The sequence below is a fragment of the Nonomuraea sp. B208 genome (genome assembly GCF_057536035.1).
In genome coordinates this window covers 595,811-621,726 of sequence record NZ_BAAJOU010000025.1, presented here as the reverse complement: position 1 = coordinate 621,726, position 25,916 = coordinate 595,811, and the positions used below count along the sequence as shown (strand labels likewise).

Annotated in this window: 23 protein-coding genes; 10 read left to right on the top strand and 13 right to left on the bottom strand. The window is 71.2% G+C overall.

Translation table 11 applies throughout. From position 1 onward, the window contains the following. Positions 1–2,064 (top strand): zf-HC2 domain-containing protein (locus AC27IY_RS31175; protein ID WP_487180061.1); only part of this gene is annotated, 2,064 nt, incomplete at its 5' end. Positions 2,065–2,250: 186 nt separating this feature from the next. Continuing rightward, complete coding sequence (locus AC27IY_RS31170; RefSeq protein ID WP_487180067.1) at positions 2,251–3,519, top strand: NYN domain-containing protein; 1,269 nt, start codon at positions 2,251–2,253, stop codon at positions 3,517–3,519. Here AC27IY_RS31170 and AC27IY_RS31165 read toward each other — a convergent pair. Beyond that, a complete protein-coding gene (locus tag AC27IY_RS31165; RefSeq protein WP_329587298.1) occupies positions 3,516–4,151 on the bottom strand; it encodes a response regulator in 636 nt (211 codons plus the stop codon). The genes AC27IY_RS31170 and AC27IY_RS31165 overlap by 4 nt on opposite strands. A 2-nt stretch (positions 4,152–4,153) precedes the next feature. Continuing rightward, on the bottom strand, positions 4,154–8,347 hold the full coding sequence (locus tag AC27IY_RS31160; RefSeq protein ID WP_487180060.1) for a HAMP domain-containing protein: 4,194 nt from the start codon (positions 8,345–8,347) through the stop codon (positions 4,154–4,156). Between the two features lie 462 nt (positions 8,348–8,809). Here AC27IY_RS31160 and AC27IY_RS31155 point away from each other — a divergent pair, with 462 nt between their 5' ends. Beyond that, positions 8,810–10,012 carry a PP2C family protein-serine/threonine phosphatase gene (locus AC27IY_RS31155; RefSeq protein WP_423451440.1) on the top strand — a complete coding sequence of 401 codons (1,203 nt, stop codon included), beginning with the start codon at positions 8,810–8,812 and terminating at the stop codon, positions 10,010–10,012. A gap of 236 nt (positions 10,013–10,248) precedes the next feature. Here the strand turns inward: AC27IY_RS31155 and AC27IY_RS31150 are convergent, their stop codons facing one another. The 4 genes from AC27IY_RS31150 to AC27IY_RS31135 all read right to left on the bottom strand — a co-directional run bounded on the left by AC27IY_RS31150 (position 10,249) and on the right by AC27IY_RS31135 (position 14,126). Then, positions 10,249–12,015, bottom strand: a complete 1,767-nt coding sequence (locus AC27IY_RS31150; protein WP_487180059.1) for a S9 family peptidase — start codon at positions 12,013–12,015, stop codon at positions 10,249–10,251. A 144-nt stretch (positions 12,016–12,159) separates the two neighbouring features. Beyond that, a complete protein-coding gene (locus tag AC27IY_RS31145; RefSeq protein WP_487180058.1) occupies positions 12,160–13,188 on the bottom strand; it encodes a putative RNA methyltransferase in 1,029 nt (342 codons plus the stop codon). A gap of 69 nt (positions 13,189–13,257) precedes the next feature. Next, positions 13,258–13,722, bottom strand: a complete 465-nt coding sequence (locus tag AC27IY_RS31140; RefSeq protein ID WP_487180057.1) for a GntR family transcriptional regulator — start codon at positions 13,720–13,722, stop codon at positions 13,258–13,260. Between the two features lie 149 nt (positions 13,723–13,871). Continuing rightward, positions 13,872–14,126, bottom strand: coding sequence for a GntR family transcriptional regulator (locus AC27IY_RS31135; RefSeq protein ID WP_487180056.1), 255 nt, complete (start codon positions 14,124–14,126; stop codon positions 13,872–13,874). Between the two features lie 171 nt (positions 14,127–14,297). Here AC27IY_RS31135 and AC27IY_RS31130 point away from each other — a divergent pair, with 171 nt between their 5' ends. After that, positions 14,298–14,474, top strand: coding sequence for a hypothetical protein (locus tag AC27IY_RS31130; protein WP_487180055.1), 177 nt, complete (start codon positions 14,298–14,300; stop codon positions 14,472–14,474). Positions 14,475–14,832: 358 nt separating this feature from the next. Here the strand turns inward: AC27IY_RS31130 and AC27IY_RS31125 are convergent, their stop codons facing one another. The 4 genes from AC27IY_RS31125 to rho all read right to left on the bottom strand — a co-directional run bounded on the left by AC27IY_RS31125 (position 14,833) and on the right by rho (position 19,089). Further along, positions 14,833–15,372 carry a hypothetical protein gene (locus tag AC27IY_RS31125; protein WP_487180054.1) on the bottom strand — a complete coding sequence of 180 codons (540 nt, stop codon included), beginning with the start codon at positions 15,370–15,372 and terminating at the stop codon, positions 14,833–14,835. Positions 15,373–15,409: 37 nt separating this feature from the next. Continuing rightward, positions 15,410–17,500 (bottom strand): hypothetical protein, encoded by a 2,091-nt coding sequence (locus AC27IY_RS31120; protein ID WP_487180053.1) that lies wholly within the window; start codon positions 17,498–17,500, stop codon positions 15,410–15,412. Further along, positions 17,497–17,748 (bottom strand): hypothetical protein, encoded by a 252-nt coding sequence (locus AC27IY_RS31115; protein ID WP_091087807.1) that lies wholly within the window; start codon positions 17,746–17,748, stop codon positions 17,497–17,499. Before AC27IY_RS31115 ends, AC27IY_RS31120 begins: the two co-directional genes overlap by 4 nt. A gap of 72 nt (positions 17,749–17,820) precedes the next feature. Continuing rightward, on the bottom strand, positions 17,821–19,089 hold the full coding sequence (gene rho / locus AC27IY_RS31110; protein ID WP_487180052.1) for a transcription termination factor Rho: 1,269 nt from the start codon (positions 19,087–19,089) through the stop codon (positions 17,821–17,823). 203 nt (positions 19,090–19,292) lie between these two features. Here rho and AC27IY_RS31105 point away from each other — a divergent pair, with 203 nt between their 5' ends. From AC27IY_RS31105 to AC27IY_RS31090, 4 genes are read left to right on the top strand one after another with little or no spacing between them, the layout of a single operon-like run. Beyond that, complete coding sequence (locus tag AC27IY_RS31105) at positions 19,293–19,439, top strand: hypothetical protein (RefSeq protein ID WP_329587265.1); 147 nt, start codon at positions 19,293–19,295, stop codon at positions 19,437–19,439. A gap of 14 nt (positions 19,440–19,453) precedes the next feature. Continuing rightward, positions 19,454–20,197 carry an MBL fold metallo-hydrolase gene (locus AC27IY_RS31100; protein WP_423451433.1) on the top strand — a complete coding sequence of 248 codons (744 nt, stop codon included), beginning with the start codon at positions 19,454–19,456 and terminating at the stop codon, positions 20,195–20,197. Positions 20,198–20,224: 27 nt separating this feature from the next. Further along, entirely contained in the window at positions 20,225–21,088 is an 864-nt protein-coding gene (locus tag AC27IY_RS31095) for a hypothetical protein (protein ID WP_487180051.1), read from the top strand. A gap of 7 nt (positions 21,089–21,095) precedes the next feature. Next, complete coding sequence (locus tag AC27IY_RS31090) at positions 21,096–21,572, top strand: NUDIX domain-containing protein (RefSeq protein WP_487180050.1); 477 nt, start codon at positions 21,096–21,098, stop codon at positions 21,570–21,572. Here AC27IY_RS31090 and AC27IY_RS31085 read toward each other — a convergent pair. Then, positions 21,537–23,438 carry a sensor histidine kinase gene (locus AC27IY_RS31085; protein ID WP_487180049.1) on the bottom strand — a complete coding sequence of 634 codons (1,902 nt, stop codon included), beginning with the start codon at positions 23,436–23,438 and terminating at the stop codon, positions 21,537–21,539. The two genes, AC27IY_RS31090 and AC27IY_RS31085, sit on opposite strands and share 36 nt — an antisense overlap. Positions 23,439–23,500: 62 nt before the next feature. On the opposite strand from AC27IY_RS31085, the gene AC27IY_RS31080 reads away from it, so the two are divergent. Further along, entirely contained in the window at positions 23,501–23,932 is a 432-nt protein-coding gene (locus AC27IY_RS31080; protein WP_487180048.1) for a hypothetical protein, read from the top strand. Between the two features lie 5 nt (positions 23,933–23,937). Here AC27IY_RS31080 and AC27IY_RS31075 read toward each other — a convergent pair whose 3' ends face one another. Next, positions 23,938–24,375 (bottom strand): hypothetical protein, encoded by a 438-nt coding sequence (locus AC27IY_RS31075; protein WP_344208522.1) that lies wholly within the window; start codon positions 24,373–24,375, stop codon positions 23,938–23,940. Between the two features lie 74 nt (positions 24,376–24,449). Between AC27IY_RS31075 and AC27IY_RS31070 the strand changes: the two genes are divergently transcribed. Then, positions 24,450–24,977, top strand: a complete 528-nt coding sequence (locus tag AC27IY_RS31070) for a DUF6886 family protein (RefSeq protein WP_344208520.1) — start codon at positions 24,450–24,452, stop codon at positions 24,975–24,977. Here the strand turns inward: AC27IY_RS31070 and AC27IY_RS31065 are convergent. Continuing rightward, complete coding sequence (locus AC27IY_RS31065; RefSeq protein ID WP_423451428.1) at positions 24,943–25,914, bottom strand: ketopantoate reductase family protein; 972 nt, start codon at positions 25,912–25,914, stop codon at positions 24,943–24,945. The two genes, AC27IY_RS31070 and AC27IY_RS31065, sit on opposite strands and share 35 nt — an antisense overlap. Positions 25,915–25,916 lie beyond the last annotated feature (2 nt).

Below are 25,916 nucleotides of genomic sequence, written 5' to 3'. Positions count from 1 at the left end.
GAGGGGTTGCGGCAGGCGTACCTCCAGGTGCATCTCGGCTCGCGGCCGCGGCGCGAGTGCCGGCCGGTGCTCGGCAGGATGGGCGCGTACGTGCGGGGCGGGCTGGCGCGGCGCGACTCCCGGGTGATCGACGAGCACGTCGGCCGCTGCGAGGAGTGCAACGGCGTGCTGCTGGAGCTGGCCGACGTCAACCGCGGGCTGCGGGTGATGGTGGGGCCGCTGTACGTCGGCCCGCTCTTCGGCGGCTACGCCGCGGCGCTGGCCAAGGGCACGGGCGGCGCGGCCGGGCTGCTGGGGGTCCTCGCCGCGCTCCGGCGGGCGGCGCGGCGGCGGGGGGCCGCGCTGGGCGGTGGCGCGGCGGTCGCGGCGGCGATGACGGCCGCGTTGTTCCTGATGTCGGCCGACGAGCCGGCCGGCCGGTCCGTGGCGGCCTCGACGGCGATGGAACCGGCCGCGCCGGTACCGCCTCCTCCGTCACCGCCACGACCGGTCGGGCGTTCCGAGCTGGCACCGCACCTGCTGGGGTCTGGCGGGGGTTCCGAGCTGGCGCCGTACTCGCTGGGGCCTGGCGGGAGTCCTGAGCTGGCGCCGTACCTGCTGGGGCCGGTCGGGCGCTCCGAGCTGGGGCCGTACCTGCTGGGGCCGGTCGGGCGTTCCGAGCTGGGGCCGTACCTGCTGAGGTCTGGCGGGCGTCCCGAGTTGGTGCCGGCCCCGTCGGGGCCGGGCGGGCGTCGCGTGCTGGGGTCGCCGCCGGCCCCCGGGCCGGCGCGAAGCCCGTCCGGTCAGGCCCGGTTGCGGGCCGCCGTCGAGCCGCTCGGCGCGCTCGTCCGCGCCCAGCCCGGCATCGTCGGCGTCCGGCTGCGCAACGACGGCGACGCGCCGAGCGGCGAGGTGGCCGCGCTGGTCGAGCTGCCGAAGGGCGTCACGCTCATCCCCACGGCCCGCCGGCACCAGGCCGCCGCGCTCCACGGCCCGGCCGGCACGGCCGACGGCTGGGCCTGCCGCCCCACCGGCGGCGGCGCCCGGTGCGCGCGGGCGCCGCTGCCGCCCGGCGAGGGCACGGCGGTGTTCCTGCGGGTGCGGGTCGACGAGAACGCGCCCGAGGGCGCCGGGCCCGCGCTGCGGGTCGAGGCCGGGGCGCTGCGGGTGCTGGCGCGGGCGGAGGACGGGGTGCGCGCGAGCGGCGCGCCCGCCAGGTTCGCCACCGAGGGCAGGGTCACCGTACGCGCGGTCGGCAACTCCCTGCTGACCTGCCCCGAGGAGCGGGAGGGCTGCCCGGAGGCCCGGCGGCGGCAGGGCGACCAGCGGGACAACGACCTGTGGCCGATGGAGCCGCTCGACCGCGACGACGATCCGGCGACCCGCTGCTCCAGCGCCGCCCGGCTCGTCCTGCCGAAGGGCGGCCGGGTGGTGTGGGCCGGGCTCTACTGGTCGGCGAGCGGCGACCGGGCCGGGCCGATCAGGGTGCGGCCGCCGGGGCGGCGGTCGTACGTCACCGTCCATCCCTCGGACGCGGCCGTCCGCGAGCTGCCCAACGGGCCGGTCTACCAGGCGTTCGCCGACGTGAGCATGCTGGCGGCCGGAGCGCGCAGGAGCGGCCTGTGGTGGGCGGCCGACGCGCCCGTCATGGAGGGCACGGCGGGGCACGCCGGGTGGAGCCTGGTGCTGGTCGTCACCGATCCGCGCGAGCCGTACAGCCAGGCCGTGGTGCTCGACGGCGCCACCGTCGTCGGCGGGCCGCGGCGGCGGGTACGCCTGCCGATCGGCGGCCTCACCCCCGCCGCCGCTCCCGCGCGGGCCGAGCTGGTCACCTGGGAGGGCGACGCCGGCCTCGCGGGCGACCGCGTCTCCCTCGGCAGCGGCGCCCTCACCCCGGCGGGCGGCGACCGCGACCGGGCCAACGTCTTCGACGGCTCCTCCGGCGGGGTGGCGGAGATGACGTTCGGCGTCGACGTCGACACGGTCGGCGCGGAGCTGGGGGCCGATCCCGGGCTGACGATCGCCACCGACAAGGACGTGGTCATGTTCGGGGTGGCGGCGCTGAGCGTACGGGCACGCTCGTGACCGCGAAAGGGACAAACTGGTACGGTTCGCCTAGGCGGTCCAGCGCATCCACGGCCGGGGGGCGAATCGTCGGGATTAACCCTCGGACGATCACCTGCTTTCATTACCCTGAGAGAGGGCCGCCGAGTCCGGTCTCTGACGGTGCAGAGCCAGCAAGGTCGGACCACCAGGAAAGGGGCGGTGTCAGTGGATCGCTGCGCGCTGTTCGTGGACGCCGGCTATCTGCTGGCAGACGGAGCGATGGCCGTGCACGGCACACGCCATCGCGAAGCGGTCGCCTGGGACTACCCGGGGCTGCTCCAACTCATGACCGGCCTGTCGCGCGAGCGCACCGGCCTGCCGCTGCTGCGCTGCTACTGGTACGAAGCCACGGTCGAGGGCCGGCGCACGCCGGAGCACGACGCGCTGGCCGACATACCCGGGCTCAAGCTCAGGCTGTCGCGCATCAGGCCCGGCCGGCGCGAGGGCGTCGACGCCCAGGTTCACCGCGACCTCATGACGCTGGCCCGCAACAACGCCATCTGCGACGCCGTGGTCGTCAGCGGCGACGAGGACCTCGCACAGGTCGTCTGCGACGCGCAGGACCTCGGTATCCGGGTCACGGTCATCCACGTCGCCGCCGAGGGCGGGTGGGCCGTGTCCCGTTCGCTGCAACAGGAGTGCGACGACCTGGTCGAGCTGGGGGCGGCGCACCTGCGGCCCTACGTCGCGATGGTCTCCGGCGTCAGCGAGTCGTCCAACGGGCACCACCATCACCAGGCCCAGCCGCTGACCAACGGCCAGGGCACCCACGCGCTGCCGCCCGCGCAGCCGCCCCCGTCGTCGCCCGCCTCGTCCCTGCCTGCTTCGGTACCGCTGGCCGCGCCGCAGCCGTCCGGGAGCCACGCGGCCGGGTCGTCGAGCTCGACCGGGCAGCACTCCGCGAACGGTTCGCACTCCGGGCGAGGGCAGTCGTCCTCGTCCACGCCGCCGGTCCTGCCGACCTACACCAACTACCAGATCGAGCAGCCGCCGTCCCCGGCGCCGGCCACCGGGCCCATCCCGGTCCAGCCGTCCGCGCCGCCGCCGGCGCAGGCACCCTCGCCGTCGCCCAGCACGGGGCAGTTCGCCGCGCAGTCCGGGAGCGGGGGCTACCAGCCGTCGCAGCTCGGCTCGTACTCGGGGCCGCACGCCGCGCCGGTCGTCCCGGCGGCGGCCACGGCCGGCGCCACCACGCTGTCCGACGCGGTCAAGGCCGCCCACCGCGAAGGGCACGACTTCGGCGAGTCCGTCGCCAGGGACGCGCCCGCGCTGTGGCTGGAGGCGGTGCTCGCCCGCAAGCCCCGGATGCCGTCCGACCTGGAGGCGCGGCTGCTGCAGGGGTCGTCGCTGCCGATCGACTTCCTGCTCCACGACGAGGTACGCCACGCCCTGCGCAGGGGGTTCTGGGACGCGCTGGAGCGCGCCCGGAGCTAGCCGCTCGACAGGGCGTCGAACCCGGCGCGCAGGTGCCCGACGCGATCCGTGAGGTCGGACAGCGGGGCGGCGAGCGCCTGGTCCTGCGACTTGCGGACGAGCTCCCGCATCCGGGCCAGCTCGTCCTCGACCGCCGTCAGCCGCCGCGACAGCTCGGGCAGCACCGACGCGTGGTCGCCGGCCCCGGACGGCAGCTCGCCGCTGAGCCGCTCGCGCAGCAGGGACGCCTGCTCGGCCACCCGCTTGTTCATGTTGTAGAGCTCGGCGAACACCGACACCTTGGCCCGCAGCACCCACGGGTCGAACGGTTTGGTGAGATAGTCCACCGCGCCCGCCGCGTAGCTGCGGAAGGCGTAGTCGGGGGCGCTGTCCACCACGGTCAGGAAGATGATCGGGATGTTCCTGGTCCGCTCGCGCCGCTTGATGTGCGCGGCCGTCTCGAACCCGTCCATGCCCGGCATCCGCACGTCGAGCAGGATGAGCGCGAACTCGGTGTTGAGCAGCGCCTTAAGCGCCTCCTCGCCCGACCTGGCGCGCACCGGCACCAGGTCGAGCGAGCTGAGGATGGCCTCGAGCGCGATGAGATTCTCCTCGCGGTCGTCGACCAGCAGGATCTTGGCACGATCCGGCACGATCACGCCCCTTCGCCTGATGAATCGGATGCGGCTGAGTCGGATGCGGCGCCCTTGCCGCGGCTGAGCCAGCCCCGCAGGCGTTCGAGCAGGCGGTCGACGTCGACCGGCTTGGGCACGTAGTCGGAGGCGCCCGAGGCGATGCTCTTCTCGCGGTCGCCGCGCATGACCTTCGCCGTGAGCGCGATGATCGGCAGGTCGGCGAACTGCGGCATGCGCCGGATGGCCGAGGTGGTGGCCCAGCCGTCCATCTCCGGCATCATGATGTCCATCAGCACGAGCGCGACGTCCTCGTTCCGTTCGAGCTGCTCGATCCCCTCACGGCCGTTCTCAGCGTAGACGACCGTCGAGCCGTGCCGCTCCAGGACGCTGGTCAGCGCGAACACGTTGCGGATGTCGTCGTCCACGATGAGGATCTTGGCGCCGTTGAGCGGGTCGTCGCCCTGCCACTGCGACGGGGTCTCGACCGGCGGCTCGACCAGCTCCGGCATGGGCAGGTCGAGCGGCAGCGGCGGCTCGGGCACGACGTGCGCGGCCGGCTCGTCGGAGGGCGGGCTCATGAGCTGCCGCCGCGCCACGCCGCCGTCGGTGGCGGCGAGCGGCCCGGTGTAGGAGGCGGGCAGGTAGAGCGTGAACGTGCTGCCCTGGCCCAGCTCGCTGTCCACGTGGATCTCGCCGCCCAGCAGCCGGGCGATGTCGCGGCAGATCGCGAGGCCGAGGCCGGTGCCGCCGTACTTGCGGCTGGTGGTGCCGTCGGCCTGGCGGAACGCCTCGAAGATGACGTCGCGCTTGTCGGGCGCGATGCCGATGCCGGTGTCGATCACCTGGAACGCCAGCAGGTCGCGGGCGTCGTGCAGGGTGTCGTCGTCGAAGTCGACGCCGGGAGGCGCCATCGACACGCGCAGCTTGACCTCGCCGCGCGGGGTGAACTTCACCGCGTTGGACAGCAGGTTGCGCAGCACCTGCTGCAGCCGCTGCTCGTCGGCGCGCAGCTCGCCCGGCACGTCCGGCTCGATGTCGACGGTGAACGCGAGCCCCTTGTCCTGCGCCAGCGGTGCGAACGCCGCCTCCAGCAGGTCGACCATCTTCGGCAGCGCCACCTGGATGGGGTGGATGTCCATCCGGCCAGCCTCGACCTTGGACAGGTCCAGCATGTCGTTGATGAGCTGGAGCAGCGCCGAGCCGGCGCTGTGGATGGTCCGGGCGAACTCGACCTGCTGCGAGGTGAGGTTGCCCTCGGCGTTCTCGGTCAGCAGCTTGGCCAGCACGAGCAGGCTGTTGAGCGGCGTGCGCAGCTCGTGCGACATGTTCGCGAGGAACTCGGACTTGTAGCGCGAGGAGACCGCGAGCTGCTCGGCGCGCTCCTCCAGGGTGCGGCGGGCCTGCTCGATCTGGAAGTTCTGGATCTCGATGGCGCGGTTCTGCTTGGCCAGCAGTGCCGCCTTGTCCTCCAGCTCGGCGTTGGACCTGCGCAGCTCCTCCTGCTGGCGCTGCAGCTCGTCGGAGCGTTCCTGGAGCTCGCGGGTGAGCCGCTGCGACTCGGTCAGGAGGTCCTCGGTGCGGGAGTTGGCGATGATGGTGTTCATGGTGACGCCGATGGTCTCGACGAGCTGGTGCAGGAAGTCGAGGTGCACCTCGCCGAACGGCGTGAACGAGGCCAGCTCCAGCACGCCGAGCACGCGGTTCTCGAACAGGATCGGCAGCACCACGATCTGCGCGGGCGTGGACTGGCTGAGGCCGCTGTCGATCGTGATGAACTGCGGCGGCACGTCGTCGAGCACGATGTGCCGGCCCTCGGCCGCGGCCTGCCCGACGATGCCCTCGCCGATCGCGAACCGCTGCCGCGGCGCCTTGTCGGGCCGCACGCCGTAGCCGCCGATCAGCACCAGCTCGTGGTCGCCCTCGGGGTCGATGCCGTAGAAGGCGCCGTAGCGGGCCGATACGAGCGGCGTCAGCTCGCTCATGGTCAGCTTGGCCACCTCGAACAGGTCGCGGTGGCCCTGCATGAGCCGGGAGATGCGGGCCAGGTTGGACTTGAGCCAGTCCTGCTCCTGGTTGGCCTGGGTGGTCTCGCGGAGGTTGGCCACCATCGAGTTGATGTTGTCCTTCAGCTCCGCCAGCTCGCCCTGCGCCTCGACGGCGATCGACCGGGTGAGGTCGCCGCGCGCGACGGCGCTGGTGACGGTGGCGATGGCGCGCACCTGGGTGGTGAGGTTGCCGGCCAGCTCGTTGACGCTCTCGGTGAGCCGCTTCCAGGTGCCCTCGACGCCCTCGACCCGGGCCTGGCCGCCGAGCTGGCCTTCCGAGCCCACCTCGCGGGCCACGCGGGTGACCTCGGAGGCGAAGGAGGAGAGCTGGTCGACCATGCGGTTGATGGTGGTCTTCAGCGCCAGGATCTCGCCCTGGGCGTCCACGTCGATCTTGCGGGTGAGGTCGCCGTTGGCGACCGCGGTGGTCACCTCGGCGATGTTGCGCACCTGGTAGGTCAGGTTGTTGGCCATGAAGTTGACGTTGTCGGTGAGGTCCTTCCAGACGCCCGACACGCCCTGCACCCGGGCCTGGCCGCCCAGCTGGCCCTCGGTGCCGACCTCGCGGGCCACGCGGGTGACCTCGGAGGCGAAGGAGGAGAGCTGGTCCACCATCGTGTTGAGGGTGTCCTTGAGCTGCAGCATCTCGCCCTGGGCATCGACGGTGATCTTCTTCGACAGGTTGCCCTGCGCCACCGCGGACGAGACCGCGGCGATCTGGCGTACCTGCGAGGTGAGGTTGTTGGCCATCGAGTTGACGTTGTCCGTCAGGTCCTTCCAGACGCCGGACACGCCGCGCACCTGGGCCTGGCCGCCCAGCTGGCCTTCCGTGCCGACCTCGCGGGCCACGCGGGTGACCTCGGAGGCGAAGGAGGAGAGCTGGTCGACCATCGTGTTCATGGTGGACTTGAGCTCCAGGATCTCGCCCTGGGCGTCCACGTCGATCTTGCGGGTGAGGTCGCCGTTGGCGACCGCGGTGGTGACCTGCGCGATGTTGCGGACCTGGTAGGTCAGGTTGTTGGCCATCGAGTTGACGTTGTCGGTGAGGTCCTTCCAGACGCCCGACACGCCCTTGACCTCGGCGCGCCCGCCGAGCTTGCCCTCGGTGCCGACCTCGCGGGCGACGCGCGTCACCTCGTCGGCGAACGACGAGAGCTGGTCCACCATCGTGTTGAGGGTGTCCTTGAGCTGGAGGATCTCGCCCTGCGCGTCGACGGTGATCTTCTTCGACAGGTTGCCCTGGGCCACGGCCGTCGCCACGGTCGCGATGCTGCGCACCTGCGAGGTGAGGTTGTTGGCCATGAAGTTGACGTTGTCGGTGAGGTCCTTCCAGACGCCCGACACGCCGGTGACCTGCGCCTGGCCGCCGAGCTGGCCTTCGGTGCCGACCTCGCGGGCGACCCTGGTGACCTCCTCGGCGAAGCCGGAGAGCTGGTCGACCATGGTGTTGACGGTGTTCTTCAGCTCGAACATCTCGCCCACGGCGTCGACCGTCACCTTGCGGCTCAGGTCGCCCTTGGCGACCGCGGTGGTGACCACGGCGATGTCGCGGACCTGGGCCGCGACGCGCGAGGACATCGTGTTGACGGCCTCGGTGAGGTCGCGCCAGCTTCCCGACATGCCGCGCAGGTTGGCGCTGCCGCCCAGCCGCCCTTCGGTGCCGGCCTCGCGGGCGACCCTGGTCACCTCGGAGTTGAACAGCGCGAGCTGGTCGACCATGCCGTTGATGGCCTTGCCCAGGCGGCGCACCTCGCCGCGGGCCGAGCGGTCGAGGTCGATGCGCCGCGACAGGTCGCCCTTGGCCACCGCGTCGATGACGTCCGCGGCGCCGCTGACCGGGCTGACCAGGGCGTCGATCAGCATGTTGACCGACTCGACGCTCTCGGCCCAGGCGCCCACGCCGGGGCCGGGCGTCAGCCGCTCGCTGAAGCGGCCTTCCTTGACCACTTCTTTACGTACGCGGACCAGCTCGTTCGCGAGATGCTCGCGACGGTCGGCCACCTCGTTGAGCAGCAGCCGCACCTCGCTCAGGATGCCCGGGGGTGCGTGGGGGACCCGCCGCCGGAAATCGCCGTCACGCCACGAGAAGAGAGTCTCCAGAATGGGCACGAGATCGGACTCGGTGTAAGTCCTCTCCTCCGGGGTCGGCGCGGCCTTGGCCGTGGTCATGGGGCCTCCTTCACTCGCCCTGGGCCTTCGCGAGTGATTCAAGTCTGTCACGTTGAGTAGCTCGTAGTCCTGTCCTTGGATTTACCCCAAGCCCGTGCGATGTGTGGTAGGCACGATGGGATGACTGCATCTCCCCATGCGGTGCTGGCTGCGACATTCGCGCCGGGCGAGACCGCTGTGACGGCCGCGATGAGGTTCACGCGCGAGGTGATGACCGCGTGGGCCGCTGGTGGCGTGCTCCATACCGCCGAGCAGGTAGCGGGGGATTTGGCAGAGCAAGTCGCTGACGAGCCTTTTGAAGTAATTTGGCAACATTTTGGGGATGCGGTGCGGGTGGAGTTCCGTCAGCGCATGGTTTCCCACGGTGATCCGAAGGCTCCTTCCGCGAACGTCGAGGAGTGGGGAGTCACCTTCAGGGGCGATTCCCGTGTCCATTGGGCAAGACTCACGCTACCGGGCTCCGTGGACCGCGTGGCCGCCGAGCGGGTGGAGGAGAGCTCGCACGGACCCCACTGGCTGGGGTTCCTGGCCGACGCGAGCGACCTGCTCGCCGGCACCCTCGACCCCGACATGGTGCCCGCCATCATCGCCCAGATCGTGGTGCCGCGCCTGGCGACCTGGTGCGCGGTCTACACCTCCGCCAGCGACTCAGGGCCGCTGCGACTGGTCTACCTGTGGCACGCCGACGAGGCCAGGATCGACGGGCTGCGCGAGCAGCTCGACGGCCTGGACGTCAGCGAGGCCGACGACCGGGTCACCTCGCTGCTCCACCTGCCCGACTCCCAGGTGCTGGCGGTGCCGCTCACGGCGCGCGGCCGCGGCCTCGGCCTGATGTGCCTCGGCCGGCCCGACCGCTTCCCCGACGAGGTCATCCAGTTCGCCGACGACATCGGCAGGCGCGCCGCGCTCGCGATGGACAACGCCCGGCTGTACGCCCAGCAGGCCGCCGCCAACCGGGCGCTCCAGCGCAGCCTGCTGCCGCCCAACGAGCCCGAGGTGCCGGGGCTCGACTACGGCGTCATCTACGAGCCCGCCGGCGAGGCCAACGAGGTCGGCGGCGACTTCTACGACCTGTTCAAGGCGGGCGACGACTCCTGGCGCTTCGCCATCGGCGACGTCTGCGGCACCGGGCCGGAGGCGGCCGCCGTGACCGGCCTGGCCCGGCACACGCTGCGGCTGCTGGCCCGCGAGGGCTACGGCATCGCCGCCGTGCTCGGGCGGCTCAACCAGGCGATCCTGGAGGAAGGGGAGCGGGCGCGCTTCCTGACGCTGCTGCACGGCGACATCACGCCGGTGGCGAGCGGGCTGGAGGTGCGGCTGGTCTCGGCGGGGCACCCCGAGGCGCTGCGGCTGCGTCCCAACGGCAAGGTCGAGGCGGTGACCACGCCGCAGTCGCTGCTCGGCGTCTTCCACGAGGTCCTCTTCGAGGCCGACACCGTCCACCTCGACCACGGCGACGTGCTGCTCGCCGTCACCGACGGCGTGACCGAGCGGCGCAACGGCGGGCGGCTGCTCGACGACAACGGCGGCCTGGCCAGGATGCTGGGCGAGTGCGCGGGGCTGTCGGCGCGGGCGGTGGCCGAGCGCATCCGGCGCGGGGTGGCCGAGTTCGCCACCGAGCCGAGCGCCGACGACCTCGCCATCGTCGTCCTGCGCGCCCGCTGACCGCTTTTCCGGGTGCCCGGCTTTGTACGTCCGGCGCCGGGCCCGCCCTCCGCGCCGGCGGGCGCGCCGGTCGGGGCAGGACCGAACGGCGGCGGGGCCGGGGAGGGCGTGGCCGGGCGAGCGGGGCCCGCACGTCCCGGAGACCGGGTCGTGACGGCGCTCCGCGCGAGCCTGACAGCGCGGGCCGCCGACGTTCAAGACACCGGAACCGCCAACTCTTTACGACATGTCATATGTCAGCGGGTTTTCACATGTTTCCTGGCGAAATCGAGCTGGAGCGCGATCTGCGCGATCTGCTCGGAGACCACCAGTGAGCCGTGGATGGCGTCGTAGGTGTAGAGCTCGTGCTCGCGCCCGTGCTCGGCGAGCTTGGCCACGTACTTCTCGATCTGGCGGAACGGGCAGCGGGTGTCGTTCTCGCCCGCGAGAATCAGCAGCGGGGCGCTCACGCGGTCCACGTACGTGATGGGGGAGCTGGCGGCGTACCGATCGGGCTGCTCGTCGGGCGAGCCGCCGAACAGCGCCCGGTGGTAGGCGCGCAGGCTCTCGACCTCGTCCTCGTACGACGTCTGGTGGCAGGCGATCGGCGCCGCCGCGATGCCGGCCGCCCACAGGTCGGGCTGGGTGCCGAGGCCGAGCAGCGTGAGGTAGCCGCCCCACGCCGAGCCGGCCAGCACCAGCCGGGCGGGGTCGGCGATGCCGCGTTCGACGACGCGCTGCCGCACCGCCGCCACGTCGGCCAGCTCGATGTGGCCGACGTCGCCGTGGAGCGCGTCGCGCCAGGCCGTGCCGTAGCCGGTCGAGCCGCGGTAGTTGACCCGTACCACCGCGAAGCCCGCGTCCACCCAGGCCGCGACCGTGGGGGAGAAGGCGTCGCGGTCGTGCATGGCGGGACCGCTGTGCAGCAGGAAGACGGTGGGGTAGGGGGCGAGGCCGTGCTCCGGCTTGGAGATCAGCGCGTGGATGCGCCCGCCCTCGCCCTCGACGTCGAGGTCCTCGACCGGCACGCTGTGCGGCGCGGCGGGACCGCCGGAATTGACCACGACCTGGCCGTTGGTGGAGCGGATGACGGGCGGCCTGGACCCGCTGGACCAGGAGTACTCGACGTGGCCGCCGGGCCGGGGCGCGGCCTCGTCGATGACGCCGTGCGGGGTCTCGATCGAGGTCAGGGTGCCGCCGCCGAGGTCGTAGCGGTGCAGGTGGCTGCGGGCCCGGTCGTCGCGCAGGATGAGCAGGGCGCGGCCGTCGTCGTACCAGTCGGCGTCGAGGTCGCCGGAGTCCTTCAGCCAGATCTCGCGCTGCTCGCCGGTCACCGGGTCCCAGACCAGCGGCTCGTTGCGGTGGCGGCGCTCGTGCAGGGCGAGCAGCCGGCGGTCGCCGGGGACGGGGGCGAACCCGAGGCCGGTCACGCCCTTGCCGGGGCCGTCGTGCAGCTCGCCGACGACGCTGCCGTCGGGGCGGACGACGCGCAGCGCCGGGTGGCGGAAGTCGCCGTACTCGCCGTGGTTGATCGCGATGAGGGAGCCGTCGAGCGACATGGCGGCCACCCAGGCGGCCTCGGTGTGCTCGTACAGCTGGCGGAACGGCTCGCCGGGGCGGCCCAGGTGGATGCGGAAGGTGCCCTCGCTGGCCCAGCTGATCGCGGCCACGCCGATCATGGACAGCGCGATGCCGCCGGGCTGGCCGGGCGGCAGGCCGGGGGCGACCTCCTGGTCGGGGCCGCCGGTGAACGGCTGGCGCCACCACACGCCGAACTCGTCGCCCTCGGTGTCGGCGAACCAGTAGATCCACTGGCCGGTGGGGTCGAGCGCCGCGTACGCCGTGCCCTTGGGCCGGTCGGTGACCTGCCGGACGGCGCCGGTGACGCGGTCCCAGGCGTAGACCTCCCACTTGCCGGTGGCGTTGGAGCGGTAGATGGAGCGGTGCGGAGCCTGGCGGGCCCAGGACGGCAGCGTCATGCGCGAGGCCCGGAACCTGGCCTGCCAGCGTTCCTCCGCCTTCATGCGGCGCGCCCCCTCCCGTTGATGTCCCGTGCCAATGGGCCCGGGATGCCGTCCAGTATTACGTCTGTCTGGGAGAAATACTTGGGGAATGTGGGGGAATTTCGGACTAAATGCCCCATCAGTAACACCAGTCGCACACGTGAGTCAAGGAGCAGGTCTTGAACGCGGTGCGGGCTCGAAGATAGACAGGTGAAACGCCGCGCGAGTCACCACTTTCTCCCTCTCAGGGGAGAAGAGTGCCGCGATACGGGCATCAAGCTCGGCCGGATCGGTGTGCCACGCGCTCGGCCCCATGCCGACCACCTGGGCGACCTCGCCGGCGTCCAGCTCCATGTCGAACGCGACGGTGCGCCGCCCGGCCTGGACGAAGCCCTCCATGCCACGCGCGACCCGGCGCTCCTTCTCCTCGTCGACGGAGAGCAGCCCCAGCTCGCCCACCAGCGGGCTCAGATGCTCGGCGGCCGGCGTGACGACCACCGCGACCCCGCCCGGCCGCAGGATCCGCCCGAACTCCGGGCCGTTCCTGGGCGCGAAGACGTCGATCACCACGTCCGCCACCCCATCCCTGATGGGCAGCGGCTTCCAGACGTCGGCCACGAACGCGCCCGCCCTCGGATGCACCCGCGCCGCCCGGCGCACTGCGTGTTTCGACACATCGAACGCCATCCCGATGCCATCGTTCACGGCATTGAGCGCGGCCGCCAGGTAGTGCCCGGTGCCCGCGCCCGCATCGACGATCACCGGCGCGGACCTGCCCCCCGCGCGACGACCTTCGACGCTGTCCCGGCCGGACTCGGGGCCTTCTTCCTGCCCCGGGCCGCGACCGGCCTCCATTACCGCCCCACGGTACGCCCTCAACCGGCTGCCGTCATTGGTTTCGGTAATCGGCTCATGTTCTCCGGCCACGTTCGCCCGCACAGCCTCAGCCACGGCCGCCGCCACGGCTGCTGCCAGCGGCGCGTAATGCCCGGCGTCGAGGAACGCGGCACGGGCGGCCACCATCTCCGCGCTGTCGGCCGTCCCGGGCGCGCGGGAGCCGACGAGCAGGCTGACGTACCCCTGCCGGGCGACGTCGAACACATGCCCGCCCGCGCACCGCAGCGCCCGCTCGTCCAGCCGCAGGTCGGCGCGGCAGACGGGGCATACGAGGTATTCGACGATGTCAGCCAGCATGCGGCCCATTCTCGTGCACGCGCCTCGCCCGCCCTTCAACGCCATAGGCCAAGGCGCGAGAAGGAGCTCCTATGCGGGAGGAGACGGATAGGTGCCCCGGCCCGACACCGTGAACACCAACCCTTGGTCACGGAGCAATGCCAGGGCGCGCCGAACGGTGCCCTTGGCCACCTCGTAGTGCTGCGCGAGCTGTGTCTCGGACGGCAGCGGCACGTCCTGCTGGAAGTCCCCGGCCCGGACCCGCGCGGCCAGGTCGTCGACGATCGTCTGGAATCTCCATCCCGCCCTGGCCTGCCGTGACGCGCTCTCCGGCCCGACATAAGAGCCGTCGCCTCTGATCGTGTATATGACGCCCGCCTCGCGCAGTTCCCGGATCGCACGCCGGGCGGTGATGCGCGCGACACCGAACTCGCTCACGAGGTCGGCCTCGGACGGTACGAGCGCACCCGGCTGGAGCTCGCCGTTGTCGATCCGCTTCTGCAGGAGGTTGGCGAGCTGGCGATAGAGCGGTACGGGGCCTCGAGGGTTGAGCACAGCCGCATCCTAGATATCCCCGGTCCAGCTCTTAGAACAAGTCATGTACCAGGCATATGCGGAAATATGGTTCTCGTCGCTGGTGACAAGTCAGGGCGATGGGTTTGCCGGCATCAAGTGGTGACGGCAGAAGACCGGTACGCCGTCGTCTATTTGGTCGGCTTGGTGTCTTGACGTTCGGTGACGAACAGTCCGCGGCCGGGCGCAGTGATCAGAAGGCCCTCGTTCTTGAGCACGTCGAGCGCCTTCTTCACAGTGTTCCGGGACAGCCCGGACTCCTCTTCCAGCTCCATCTGAGACGGCACCTTGCGGCCCGGCGGAATCTCGCCTGATTCGATGCGGGCGCGAAGGGCGTCCGCAAGTTGGAGGTAGGGGGCACGCAGCCCATCAGGATCGATTCTCACGACGGGAAGGCTAGGCGGCCAGGATTCTCCTAGGATAGGCAGGCCAGGCCCTGGCCAGCCATGGCCAACCTGCGTTACAGTGCCTTCATCTCACGTTTGCTGAAGTTGTGGCCCACGCCAGCGGGACAGCGCTGGAGCCGGGCCCTTGACCAGATGGCGGAGGCCCGACCCATGACATGCCCAGCCACGGACCTGCGATTCGAACCGCTGGCGGCCGAGGTCCGGGTCCTGCTTGAGCGGTACGGATACCGGCTGCCCCCGGGTGATCACGTCCGCGACCTCGTGCTGGTCCGCGTCGAAATTGCGCTCAAGAACCTTGTGGAGATCTTCGAGGGAAGGACGTGGTGAGCGTGGCTAGGGAGATGCGCGATTTCCACGGGCCGCATGCCGCGTCGCCTTTGCCGGGCCATCTGGTGCTGACCTGGCAGGAATCGGCCCGCCGGGCGGCGCGTGTCCGTGTGGTTTCGTGGACGTGCGGGTGCCGGCCGATCACGTACGAGCTGTGCGCCGCCGCCGGGCAGGGCTTCGTCCGCCGTACTGACCGGGACAAGCGGACTGTCCATGAGACAGCGTGGACGTTGATCACGACAGCCAGACGTACCTTCGATCAGATCCTGCGCGGCGAGGCCCGATGAGCCCGACCTGGCAGGCGCGCGCGAGGACCGAGATCCGGCCGAATCTGGGCGACCGGCGTTTTCACGCCGCGCTAGCCCTGCGGCGGACCGCCGGGTTGGCATTTGAACATCTCGGCGAACCGTCGCTGAGCGATCTTCATGAGCTGAACGAGGTCGTGGTCCTGATCCCGGGCGGGATTGCGCTTGACAGTGATGGCGATGAGCGAGTTTTTGGATCCGCAACGGAACAAGGTTTCTACCGTCCGGTAAGGGTTGAGCCGAATGTCGAAATCGGCGATCAGTCCTTCGCCCAGATCCTTCGGAAGTTCGGTCGGATTGCTCTTCTGTGCCCATTCGAGGTACTGCGTGATGGTCCTTCGGGAGCCCGAGACCTCGTAACTCGTGATGAAGAGGCTCTGCTCTTCGTTCGAGATGACGCAGCTGTCCCCGATGGTGCTGTGCTTGTCCTCGCCGGCCTTGTAGGAACCGGTGTAACCCGTCAGATCGGCGACTGCCGCCTGCGGGATGAAGTAACAGAGGTAAGGGGGGCGGTCGGCAACGGAACTCCTTACGGGCAGGGGATCGGGGGTCGCAGGAGTCGCGGGCTTGTCCGGCGTGCACCCGGCGATCATCGTGACAGTGGCGGTTGCGCAGAGCCACCCTGCGAACCTACTTGTCTTTGGTTGCAGCCTTGAGGTTGTCATGAATTTCCTTGGCCCCTACAGTGGCACTCTGTTGTGCTTCCTTGAAATCACCGGGCACCGTGGTGTTCTCAGCTATCCAGCGCATGAAGCTGTCGTATTCGCCCCGGCTCATGTCGCGCGGATTCTTCAACCTCGGCGGGTCGCCCACCACGAAATCCTGCTTATCGAGGCCGGTGCCCCGATAGGATTCATGAGCCGCAGCGGACGATGCGAGCATCTGTTTCACCAGTTCCTGGGCGGCTATGTCATTCGAGGCGGCGTCGCCGAATGCCTTGATCGCCTTTCCGCCGGCGTGGCCGCTCTCCTTCAGAAGCCAGTCCCCGGCCTTCGTGTAACCGTCCTTCACGAAGTTCTCGTATATGCTGCCGGCCGCTTCGAGTCCCGCCTTCCCCACCTGTCCGGCGAAGGGAACGGGAACGAGGCCGATCCCCTCTTGGACCAGTTTCCGCAACTTCTCGTCCGCCGCGTCCGCCTCCTTGCCCCGGCCGACGAGAGCCATCCGGCGTGCCTCCACCAGGTGCCCCAGCGCTGTGGAGTTGAGTGCGATCGTGTTGTTCAGCAGTTTCTCGTCGCCGGTGGCCAAGCCCTGGTCGATTTTGCCCCGCATGTCCGCGATCTCCCCGAGAAGCAGGGCTTGGTAGCCCTGGTCATCAGCGGTCACATCGAGCATGACGAGATCGAGGTCGGTTGGGCTGAAGTAGGCCGTGTCCTTCCCATTGACCTTTCCCGTCAGCTCGTCGTCGTCCGCCCGCGGTTGATTTCGGAAGTAGGCGAACACGACGTCGTCGGTGTGTTCGGCGAGGATGCGGCCCAGATTGTCGCGGATGCCCGAGAGCCAATCCAGTTCGGACGGGTTCTCGATCTCGACCTCCCCGGCGTCGTTGAACGACACGTGCGGCCTCACCTCGTCGGCGAGGATCTGTGTGGCCCTGACCGCCAGTCGTTTGGAGTCGGCGTCGGAGCCCTTCATGGCGGCCTCCATGGCCTCGCCCAGCGACTCCCCGTGATCGCCCATCGCCCACTGCGGACGCCGGTCGCTCATCAGGTACTTCAGCAGATCCCGGTCGTCGAGCAGCGCCTGGGCGCGTTCGCGCGACGTGCCCGCGACGGTCAACAACGCGGCGATCGGGTCGGCGGCGCCGATGGTGTCGGAGCTCTGGAAGGGGCGGGTCTCGGTGGGGGCGGGCAGGTTGTAGACGTCGGTGTCCTTCGGCAGGAAGCGGGTGCGGTGCTGCTTCAGGTAGTCGCGGTCCCAGCGGATCATGTCCTGGCCGATGGTCTTCATGAACCACTCGCTGTACGCCTGCTTCGGCGCCGCCGCGAGGATCTGGCCGAGCGACCAGTAGCCGGGGTTCGTCAGGCCGCCCATGTCCGGGGCCGGGATCTCCGTGCGGCCCTGCTGTTTCAGCTCCTCCAGGAACTTGCGGCCGAGACGCGCGTGCGCGGCCGGGTCGGTGGCCGTGGCCAGGGCCTTGCTCAGCATGGACAGGACGTCGTGGTTCTGCCGCCGGACGGTCGCCGCCGAGTCGTCGTCGGCGTCGAGGGCCTTGCGCACTCGCGTGCCCATGGCGGCGGGGATCGTGAGCAGACCTCGGGGGCCGAGTTGTTCCAGGAGGGCGGTGGCGAACTGCGGGTCGGACAGTCGTTCCTTGAAGGCGGTGAGCTGCCCCAGCGCGGCGGCGTCCCCGCGGGCGGCGGCCGTGAACAGCGGGGCCGCTCGGGCCGCCTCGGCGCGCACCGCGGCCGGGATGAGCCTGGCCTCGTCGATCCGTGTCATCCCGGCCGGGACGGCCGCGCCGGGCAGCGGGTTGCCGAAGACGTCCACGTCGACCTTCTCGGCCTCGTACGCGAGGTCGCGCCGCCGGTAGAGGTCGGGGGCCTGGTCGGTCAGCCACTGCCCGACGCGGCCGATCGCCGCCACCCCGGGGTGCGTGAGCTCGACCTCGTTCAGGATCGCCCGGAGCTGGGCCGCGCATTCGGTCAGGCTTTTCCCCGCATGCTGCACGCCGGAGCCGAGCTGGTGCATTTCGCCGGCGTGGATGGAGGAAAAAGTCATTCGTCCCTTGGCCCCATCACGGTCTGGTGGGAGATGGTCTCGTGGAGGTGGTCGATGACTCCGCGCAGCCCCCGCCACAGCTCCGCGCGCTGGTGCGCCAGGTCGCCGGCGAACCGGTCAGCGGTCGGGCCCGTCCACGTACGACCGCTCGACAGTTGCAGCAGCGGCCGGTCCAGGGAATGCCAGTGCTGGTCCGACAACTCCTGCGCGCGGCGCAGCGCGTTCATCAACTCGGTACGAGTAGCCATGCTGACCTCCCACCGCAGTTGTACGCGAAACGCCCCCGCCCGGTCTCGAATACATTCCTATTTACTCTGCGCTCAGGCGGCGGCGGCCGTCTCGAGCAGGAAGGCGGCGTTGGAGGAGGTGCCGCGCAGCTTGTCGATGAGCATCCGCGCGGCCTGCTGCCGGTCCAGGCCGGACAGGGAGCGGCGCAGCCGCCAGACGATCTGGCGTTCCTGCGGGTGCAGCAGGATCTCCTCGCGCCGCGTGCCGGAGGCGTCGAGGTCCACGGCGGGGAACAGCCGCTGCTCGGCCAGCTCGCGGGTGAGGTGCAGCTCCATGTTGCCGGTGCCCTTGAACTCCTCGTACAGGCTGTTGTCCATGCGGGAGCCGGTGTCGACGAGCGCCGTGGCGAGGATGGTCAGCGAGCCGCCGCCCTCGACGTTGCGGGCGGCGCCGAAGAAGCGCTTGGGCGGGTAGAGGGCGCCGGCGTCGAGGCCGCCGGTGAGCACCTTGCCGCCGCCGGGCGCCAGGTTGTTGTAGGCCCGGCCGAGCCGGGTCAGGGAGTCGAGCAGCACCACGACGTCGCGGCCGTCCTCGACGAGCCGCTTGGCCCGCTCGACGGCCAGCTCGGCGACGGCGGTGTGGTCGCGGTCGGGGTGGTCGAAGGTGGAGGCGAAGATTTCGCCGGGGATGCCGGCGCGCATCTCGGTGACCTCTTCGGGCCGCTCGCCCACCAGCACCACCAGCAGGTGGGCCTCGGGGTGGTTGCGGGCGATCCCGGCGGCCAGCGCCTGCAGGACCATCGTCTTGCCGGCCTTGGGCGGAGCCACGATCAGGCCGCGCTGGCCTTTGCCGATGGGCGCGAACAGGTCGATGACGCGGGTGCTGAGCGACTCGGTCTCGACGCGCAGCCGTTCGGTCGGGTGGACGGGCACGAGCTCGGCGAACGCCGGCCGCTCCCGCCAGTGCGGCGAGCCGTTGACCGACTCGACGCTCACGAGCCTGCCGCCGGTGTACGACGCCACGACGTGGTCGCCGGCACGCAGGCCGAACTGCTTGATCTTCTCGGGGGGCACGCGGACGTCCCCCGCTCCGGGAAGGTGCCCGGCCCTGATGAACGCGTTCTTGTCGCGTACGTCGAGGAGGCCGTTCACCCGCCGGTCGGCGGAGTCCGCGCGCTGTCGCGGAATGGTGTGCACAGACATGGTGAACCTCTTGGGAAGGCGCCGGGCCGAAGGTGTGGCCTGGCGGATGATGAGGAAGCAGCCGGGCCTGCCGGAAAGAGCCGGGGCGAGGCTGTGATGAAGATCGGCGGAGCTGAAGCTCAACGCTTGAGTGGGAACATACCACACGATCCGACCCATGAAACGTCTAGCCCTCTCGGACTATTCCCGGGCGGTTGTCGGCGTTTCCCCCGCGCATCCGCGGCCTCGCGCGTGACAATTCTCTAAAGGCGCAGAACCCCCAGCGCAGCGGCTTCATGGTGTCAAGTGGCATGCAGGGCCCCTGCAACTTCGCCGGGGTTTCCTGGACGCAGACAGAAAGAACTCCTTGGGGGAGCACCATCATGAAGACCGTCAACCACTGCCCGCGGTGCCACCACGAGCTCGACGAGGGCCCGATCATGTACCGCTGCGCCAACTGCTGCCGCGCCGTGTACGCCGCCGACCTCGAGAACGAGTACGTCGCCCCGCTCCAGCCGGTCGCCGCCTAGCTAGTCTGGGGTTCGTGCCGCATCAGCCGATCATCGTGTCCGGCGTCGAGGTGACGCCCCTCTGTGACGCCGTGGGCCCCATGGGGCCGACGATCCGCCGCCCGCTGCCCGAGATGTTCCCCGGTTCCGGGCTCCCGGACGAGCCGTGGGTCCTGCACTTCCACTGCTACCTGCTGCGTTCCGCGACGGGCCGCCTCACGCTGGTCGACACCGGCATCGGCGGCCACGGCTCGCTTGCGGCGAGCTGGGCGCCGGTCCCCGGGACGCTGACCGGCGAGCTGGCCGCGGCCGGCGTCGCGCCCGCCGACGTCGAGACCGTCGTCCTCACCCACCTGCACAGCGACCACGCGAGCGGCGGGGTGACCGACGACGGTCGGCCGGTCTTCGAGAACGCCCGCTACGTGCTCCAGCGCGCCGAGCTCGACGCCGCCGGGGACGGCGCGCTCGACCGGTTGGTCGCACCCGTCAAGGAGCAGCTCCAGGTCGTCGAGGGCACCGCCGAGGTCGCGCCCGGCGTGCACGTGCACCTGACCGCGGGCCACACGCCCGGCCACCAGATCGTCCGGGCCGGCGACCTCGCGATGACCGGCGATCTCGTCCTCCACCCGGTCCAGCTCGACGACCCCGGCGTGCCCTACTGCTACGACGACGACCTGGAGGCCGCCGCCCGCGTCCGCGCCGAGGTGCTGGAGGGGCTGCGGGCCGAGCGGGCGGTGCTCGCCACCTCCCACTTCAGCGAGCCGTTCGTACGCCTATGAGTGCGCTGACCTGTCACGATGCCATCCATGAAGATTCGCATCGTGGCCGGCGTCGTGCTCGGCCTCACCCTGGCGGCCCCTGCGCAGGCCGTGGCCGCCGCCCCGCAGCCGCTGTCGGGCGCCGCCGTGTACGGGGGCGACCGGCTCGACCGCTACCAGGACGGCGCGTGGCACACGCTGGCGAGGACCGGCACGCTGCCCCAGGTCGCCGCCTCGCCCGACGGGAAGAAGGCCGCCTGGGTGACGCAGGGCGGCCGGCTCCAGGTCCGTGAGGGCGGCAGGACCGTCACGCTGGCGAGCGGCCTCCAGGGCGGCACCCCCTGCCTGACGCCCGTGTGGTCGCCCGACTCCACCCGCGTCGCCTACCCGGGCGGCGGCGACGCCGTCATGTCCGTCAAGGCCGACGCGAGCGCCCCGCCGCGCAAGCTCGGAAGCTCCAAGGGCGTCTGCCACCTCGCCTGGTCGGCGAACGGCCGCTACCTCGCCGGCTACACGGGCGAGGCCGACGCCGTCTACCGGCTCGACGTCAAGACCGGCAAGGCCGTCCGGGCCAAGGGCGTCAAGCAGGTCACGCACGTCCAGAGCCTGTCGCCGGACGGCCGCCGCGCCGTCGTGGAGTTCCCGGCCGACCCCGACGCGCTCGGCGACGGGAGCTGGCCGGCCGCGTTCAAGCCGGTCGTGCTCGACCTCGTGACGGGCCGGCGGCAGGCGCCGAAGGTGAAGGGCCGGCTCATCGGCGCCTCCTACCTGGCCGACGGCCGCCTGGTGGTGCGGGTGGCGGGATCGCCCGCCAACACACTGGTCGTGCTGGACGCCGCCGGGGCGGAGCTCCAGCGGCTCGCCGAGCCGGCGCGGGCGAGGAACCGGGCGCTGCTCCAGGTTCTGCCATAGTTCGTGGGTGGACGATTTCTGGGGGACGGTCAACCGGGCGGTCTGCGGGGCGGCGGCGTACATCACGGACGAGCGCGGCCGGGTCCTGCTGGTGGATCCCAACTACCGTGAGCACTGGGGCTTTCCCGGCGGCATCATCGACGCCGGGGAGCACCCCGCGCAGGCGTGCGCGAGGGAGGTCGCCGAGGAGGTGGGGCTCACCGTCAAGGTCGGCCCCCTGTTGACCGTGGCCTGGGTCGACGGGCTGCCCTATGTGCCTTTCCCGTTGGTGAACTTCATGTTCGACTGCGGTGAGGTGCGCTCGGACACGCCGATCACGCTGCAGGCCGAGGAGCTCGACGGCTACGGGTTCTTCACCGTCGAGGAGGCCGGGCGGCTGCTCGCCGACCACGCCCACGCGCGGCTGGTGGCCGCCGCGGCCGCCCGGGTCTCTGGCGTGATCGCCTACCTAGCGCCCGGCCAGAACCGGCTGATCGGCCAGTAGCGATGACGGCAGCGCCACCACCGCGGTCAGGCCGCCGTACGGGGAGGCCACCAGGGTCGCCTTGATGCCGTGCCTGGCCGCCAGCCGGCTGACCACGAACAGCCCGAGCCGCTCGCTCTGCGCCAGGTCGAACTCGGGGGTGCGGTCCAGCCGGTCGTTGAGCTCGTCCAGCTCGGCGCGGGGCAGGCCGAGCCCGCGGTCCTCGATCTCGACGAGGAGGCCGTGCGGGCTGGTCGAGGTGCGTACGTCCACCCGGGTCTGCGGCGGCGAGAAGAGGGTGGCGTTCTCGATCAGCTCGGCCAGGAGGTGGGCCACGTCGGTGACGGCCGAGCCCACGAGCGCGACCGGCGGCGTCGAGAGCACCTCGACCCGCTCGTACTCCTCGATCTCGGCCACGGCGGCGCGCAGCACGTCGTGGATCGGCACCGGGTTGCGCCAGGCGCGGCCGGGGCTCTGGTCGGACAGGATGATCAGGCTCTCGGCGTGCCGGCGCATGCGGGTCGTCAGGTGGTCGAGCTTGAACAGGTCGGCCAGCATGCCGGGCTCCTCGGCGGCCCGCTCCATGCTGTCGAGCTGGAGGAGCTGGCGGTGCAGCAGCGACTGGTTGCGCCGGGCCAGGTTGACGAAGACCTGGTTGACGCCGTGCCGCAGCCTGGCCTGGTCCACGGCGGCCTCGACGGCGGTCGACTGCACCCGGTTGAACGCCTTGACGATGTCGTCCACCTCGGAGCTGTGCGTCACGACCTTCAGCGGCGCGGTCTCCTCGGGCGTCGGCTTGGAGGTGTTCGTCCGCAGCCGCGCGACCAGGGCGGGAAGGCGCACCTCGGCCAGCTCGGTGGCCGCGTCGCGGAGCCCGGCCAGCTCCTCCACCAGCCGCCGGCGGAAGCGCAGCGAGAGCAGGACCGAGGCGACCACCGCGATCAGGCCCAAGCCGCCGGCCACGCCGACCTTGACCAGCAGCCCGATGGCGGCCGGCTTGCTCCGGCCGGTGATGTCCTGGGTGAGCCGCACCTGTTCGCGCTCGACCACGGTCCACATGTTCTGGGCGTCGACCGGCCACGTGGCCGCCGCGGCGGGCAGGCCGGCGGCGGTCGACTGGTCCCTGATGGCGTTCTCGGCCGTCAGGAACTCCTTGTTGACGGGCGAGGCGACCAACCGCTCGTACGGCCCCCGCAGCTTGTTGTCGAGCTGCGGGAGCGCCTGGTTGAGCAGCAGTCGCCGGGTGGCGACCATCCCGGTGAACGCCGCCCGCTCCCGTGCGCCCACCCGGCCCGCGGAGAGCACGACGGCGATGAGCGCCCGCTCGCGCGAGAGCATCTCCGTGGCCTCGCCGAGCATGGTCGAGGCCCGCGCCTGGCGGTAGAGGCCCGTGTCGGGCACCAGGATCATGGCGTCGTACATGCGGAAGAAGGCGTCCACGGTCGTGCTGTAGCCGTTGATGACGTCGAGCGGCGCCCTCGTGCGGGCGTCCACGCCGCGGCGGGTCTCGCTGAGCTGGTCGAGCTTGCCGAACACCACGTTGAGCTGGGTCGCCATCTCCGGCGACAGGTCACGCATGGGCCTGGCGGAGGAGCGGAAGGTCGCCACGGCCTGGTCGGTGCGGGTGCGCTGCTCGGTGACCTTGCTGAGCGGCAGGTCGCCGACCATGAACTCGATCGAGGCCAGCCGCTCCTTCTGCAGCTCGGCGGCGGCTCTCTCCGAGGGCAGGGCCACGTTCGTGGCCAGCTCGCTGATCGCGAGCAGGCGCAGCCCGTCTCCGCCGGTCAGGCCCGCCGCGAACGCCCACAGCCCGGCCAGGGACAGCAGGGGGACGAGCAGCAGGACGAGGAGCTTCACCGCGATGGGACGGCCACGCTTGGGGGGCATGCGACCTCCGGGTGCATGATGAGATCGCCTCGCAGATTACACCCCCCTTCGGAAGGATTCCTGTGCGTCTCCCGCGTTCCTTCTCCGGCTGGACCATGGCGGTGTTCGGATTCCTGGCCTTCGCGCTGGGCCTGCTCGGGCTCGTCTCGCCCGCGACGCTGCTGGCCATGCTGGGGTTCGAGGTCCTCGACGTACGACCGGCGGGGGACTACACGCTGGTCTACATGGCCGCCTCGTCCATGGCGGCGGTGAACATGGGGGTCTACTACCTGTTCGCGGCGGCGGCCGACTACACGCCGTTCTTCCGCTGGACCGTGCCCTTCCGGCTGGTCACCTTCGCGGTCTTCACCACGCTCGTGCTGACCGGGGCCGCGCCGGCGAAGTTCTTCGGCGTCGGGCTCTGGGAGGGCGTGGGCGCGCTGGTGACGGGGTTCGCGCTGTGGCGCGAGGGCAAGCTCCTGCCCTCGCGCCACAAGCCGCGTGACGTGGCCTGACGGCCTTACCGCCTGCTGTCCTCGGAGCCGCGGGCCACGAGGCGGTCGTCCTCGGGCACCGCCGAGTGGCGGGCGGTGTGCTGGGCGGTGTGCTCCCGCTGCGCGGGAACGCCCTTGACGGGAGCCTGCTTGGCGGCGTGCTCACGCTCGAGACGCCGTTCGAGCTCGCGCTTCTCCTCCTCCAGCCGCGCCACGCGGCTGGAGGCCTCCGCCCGCTGGGCGCGGAGGCTGCGACGCTGCTTGGCCGTACGGCGCGCGCCCGAGCTCAGCATCCAGAGCCCCGCGAGCAGGACGGCCGCCGTGACCGCCCCGGCGAGGAACATCTCGACCTGGTTGAGCTCGAAGGTGTAACCGAAGAGGATGTACCTGCTGCTCTCCTCGGTGAAGACCAGGACACCGGCGCCGACGGCGAGCAGGACCAGGATCAAACCCAGGAAGATCATCCGACTCACCCCTTGTCGTAAGAGTGGGTTTCATCTGCCCGGCGGGCGCGGGGGTATGCGCGATGATGACTTTCATGAGACCAGAGCCCGGTCAGGTGCTGCACTTCTCCGAGGACCCGTCGATCGCGCGGTTCGTCCCGCACGTGGCGGTGACCACCTCGCTGGCCGAGCCGTACGTGTGGGCGGTCGGTCCCGAGCGCTGCCCCGACTACTGGTTCCCGCGCGCCTGCCCGCGCGCGATGGCGTGGGTGGGCCCGCGCACCACCGAGGACGACCGGGCCAGGATCATCGGGGCCGGCTGCGGCGAGCGGGTGCACGCCGTCGAATACTGCTGGCTGCAGGCCATGCGGGAGGTCGAGCTGTTCGCCTACCGGCTGCCGGCGAGCGAGTTCAGGCCGATCGGCGACCCGCCGCACGCGGTGGTCGCCACCGTCCCGGTCGAGCCGCTGGGCCCGCCCGAGCCGGTCGGCGACCTGTTCGAGCTGCACGAGCGGGCGGGCATCCAGCTGCGGGTGCTGCCCAACCTGTGGTCGTTCTGGAACGAGGTGACGGCCAGCAGCCTGGAGTTCAGCGGGATCCGGCTGCGCAACGCTCGTCGATGAGCGCGTTGAGCGTCTCCAGCGGCATCGAGGCGGGCGGCAGCTTCTCGCGGGCGCACCGGTCGGCCTCACGCCGCAGCACCTCGTTGACCGGGGTGGGCACGCCGTGCAGGCGGCCGAGCAGGACGATCTCCCCGTTGAGGTAGTCGGTCTCGATGGAGCCGCTGGCCCTGGCCAGGCTCTGCCACGACGAGCCGCCGCCGCGCCGGACGCCGGCGATGGGGCGGACGTCCACCTGGTGGCCGCGCACCGCGGCCTCCTCCTCGGGGGTTGAGTAGGGGATGCCGGCCCGGTCGAGGACCGTCCGCGCCTCGGCGCGGGCGCGTTCGGCCAGGTCGGCCATGCCGTCGGGGTGGCCCACCAGGGCCTCGACGGCGTTGCCGAGGTTGCCGAGCAGCTTGCCGTGCTTCCAGCGCATCACGTCGGGGGTGGCGCGGGCGGCGAGTCCGTGCTTGCCGAGGTCGGCGACGATCCGCTCGGTGAGGTCGTCCACACCCTGGGGATAGCGGCCGACGTGCAGCATGCCGGTGCAGGGCTGCGCGTACGCGGCCACCACCCCGGGCTCCAGGTGCTGGGCGGGCAGCCACACGCACATGCCGTAGACGTCGGGGAAGCGCCGCAGGACCTCGCGCTCGTTGGCGACGCCGTTCTGGGCGCACACCACGGGCAGGTCGCGGGACCAGCCGTCGAGTGCGGCGACGGTGTCCTGGGACTTGGTGGCGAGGATCAGCACGTCGTCGGCGCGGGCCGGCACCGGCCCGCCCGCCGCGGGGATCCGGAGGGTCTCGGCGCCCTCCGGCGTGATGAAGCGGAGTCCGTCGGCGCGTAGTGCCGCCAGATGGGCGCCTCTCGCGACGAGGAGGACGTCATGGCCTCCTTGGTGCAGACGCGCCCCGATGGCGCCGCCGACGGCTCCCGCTCCGATCACGATGTAGCGCATCG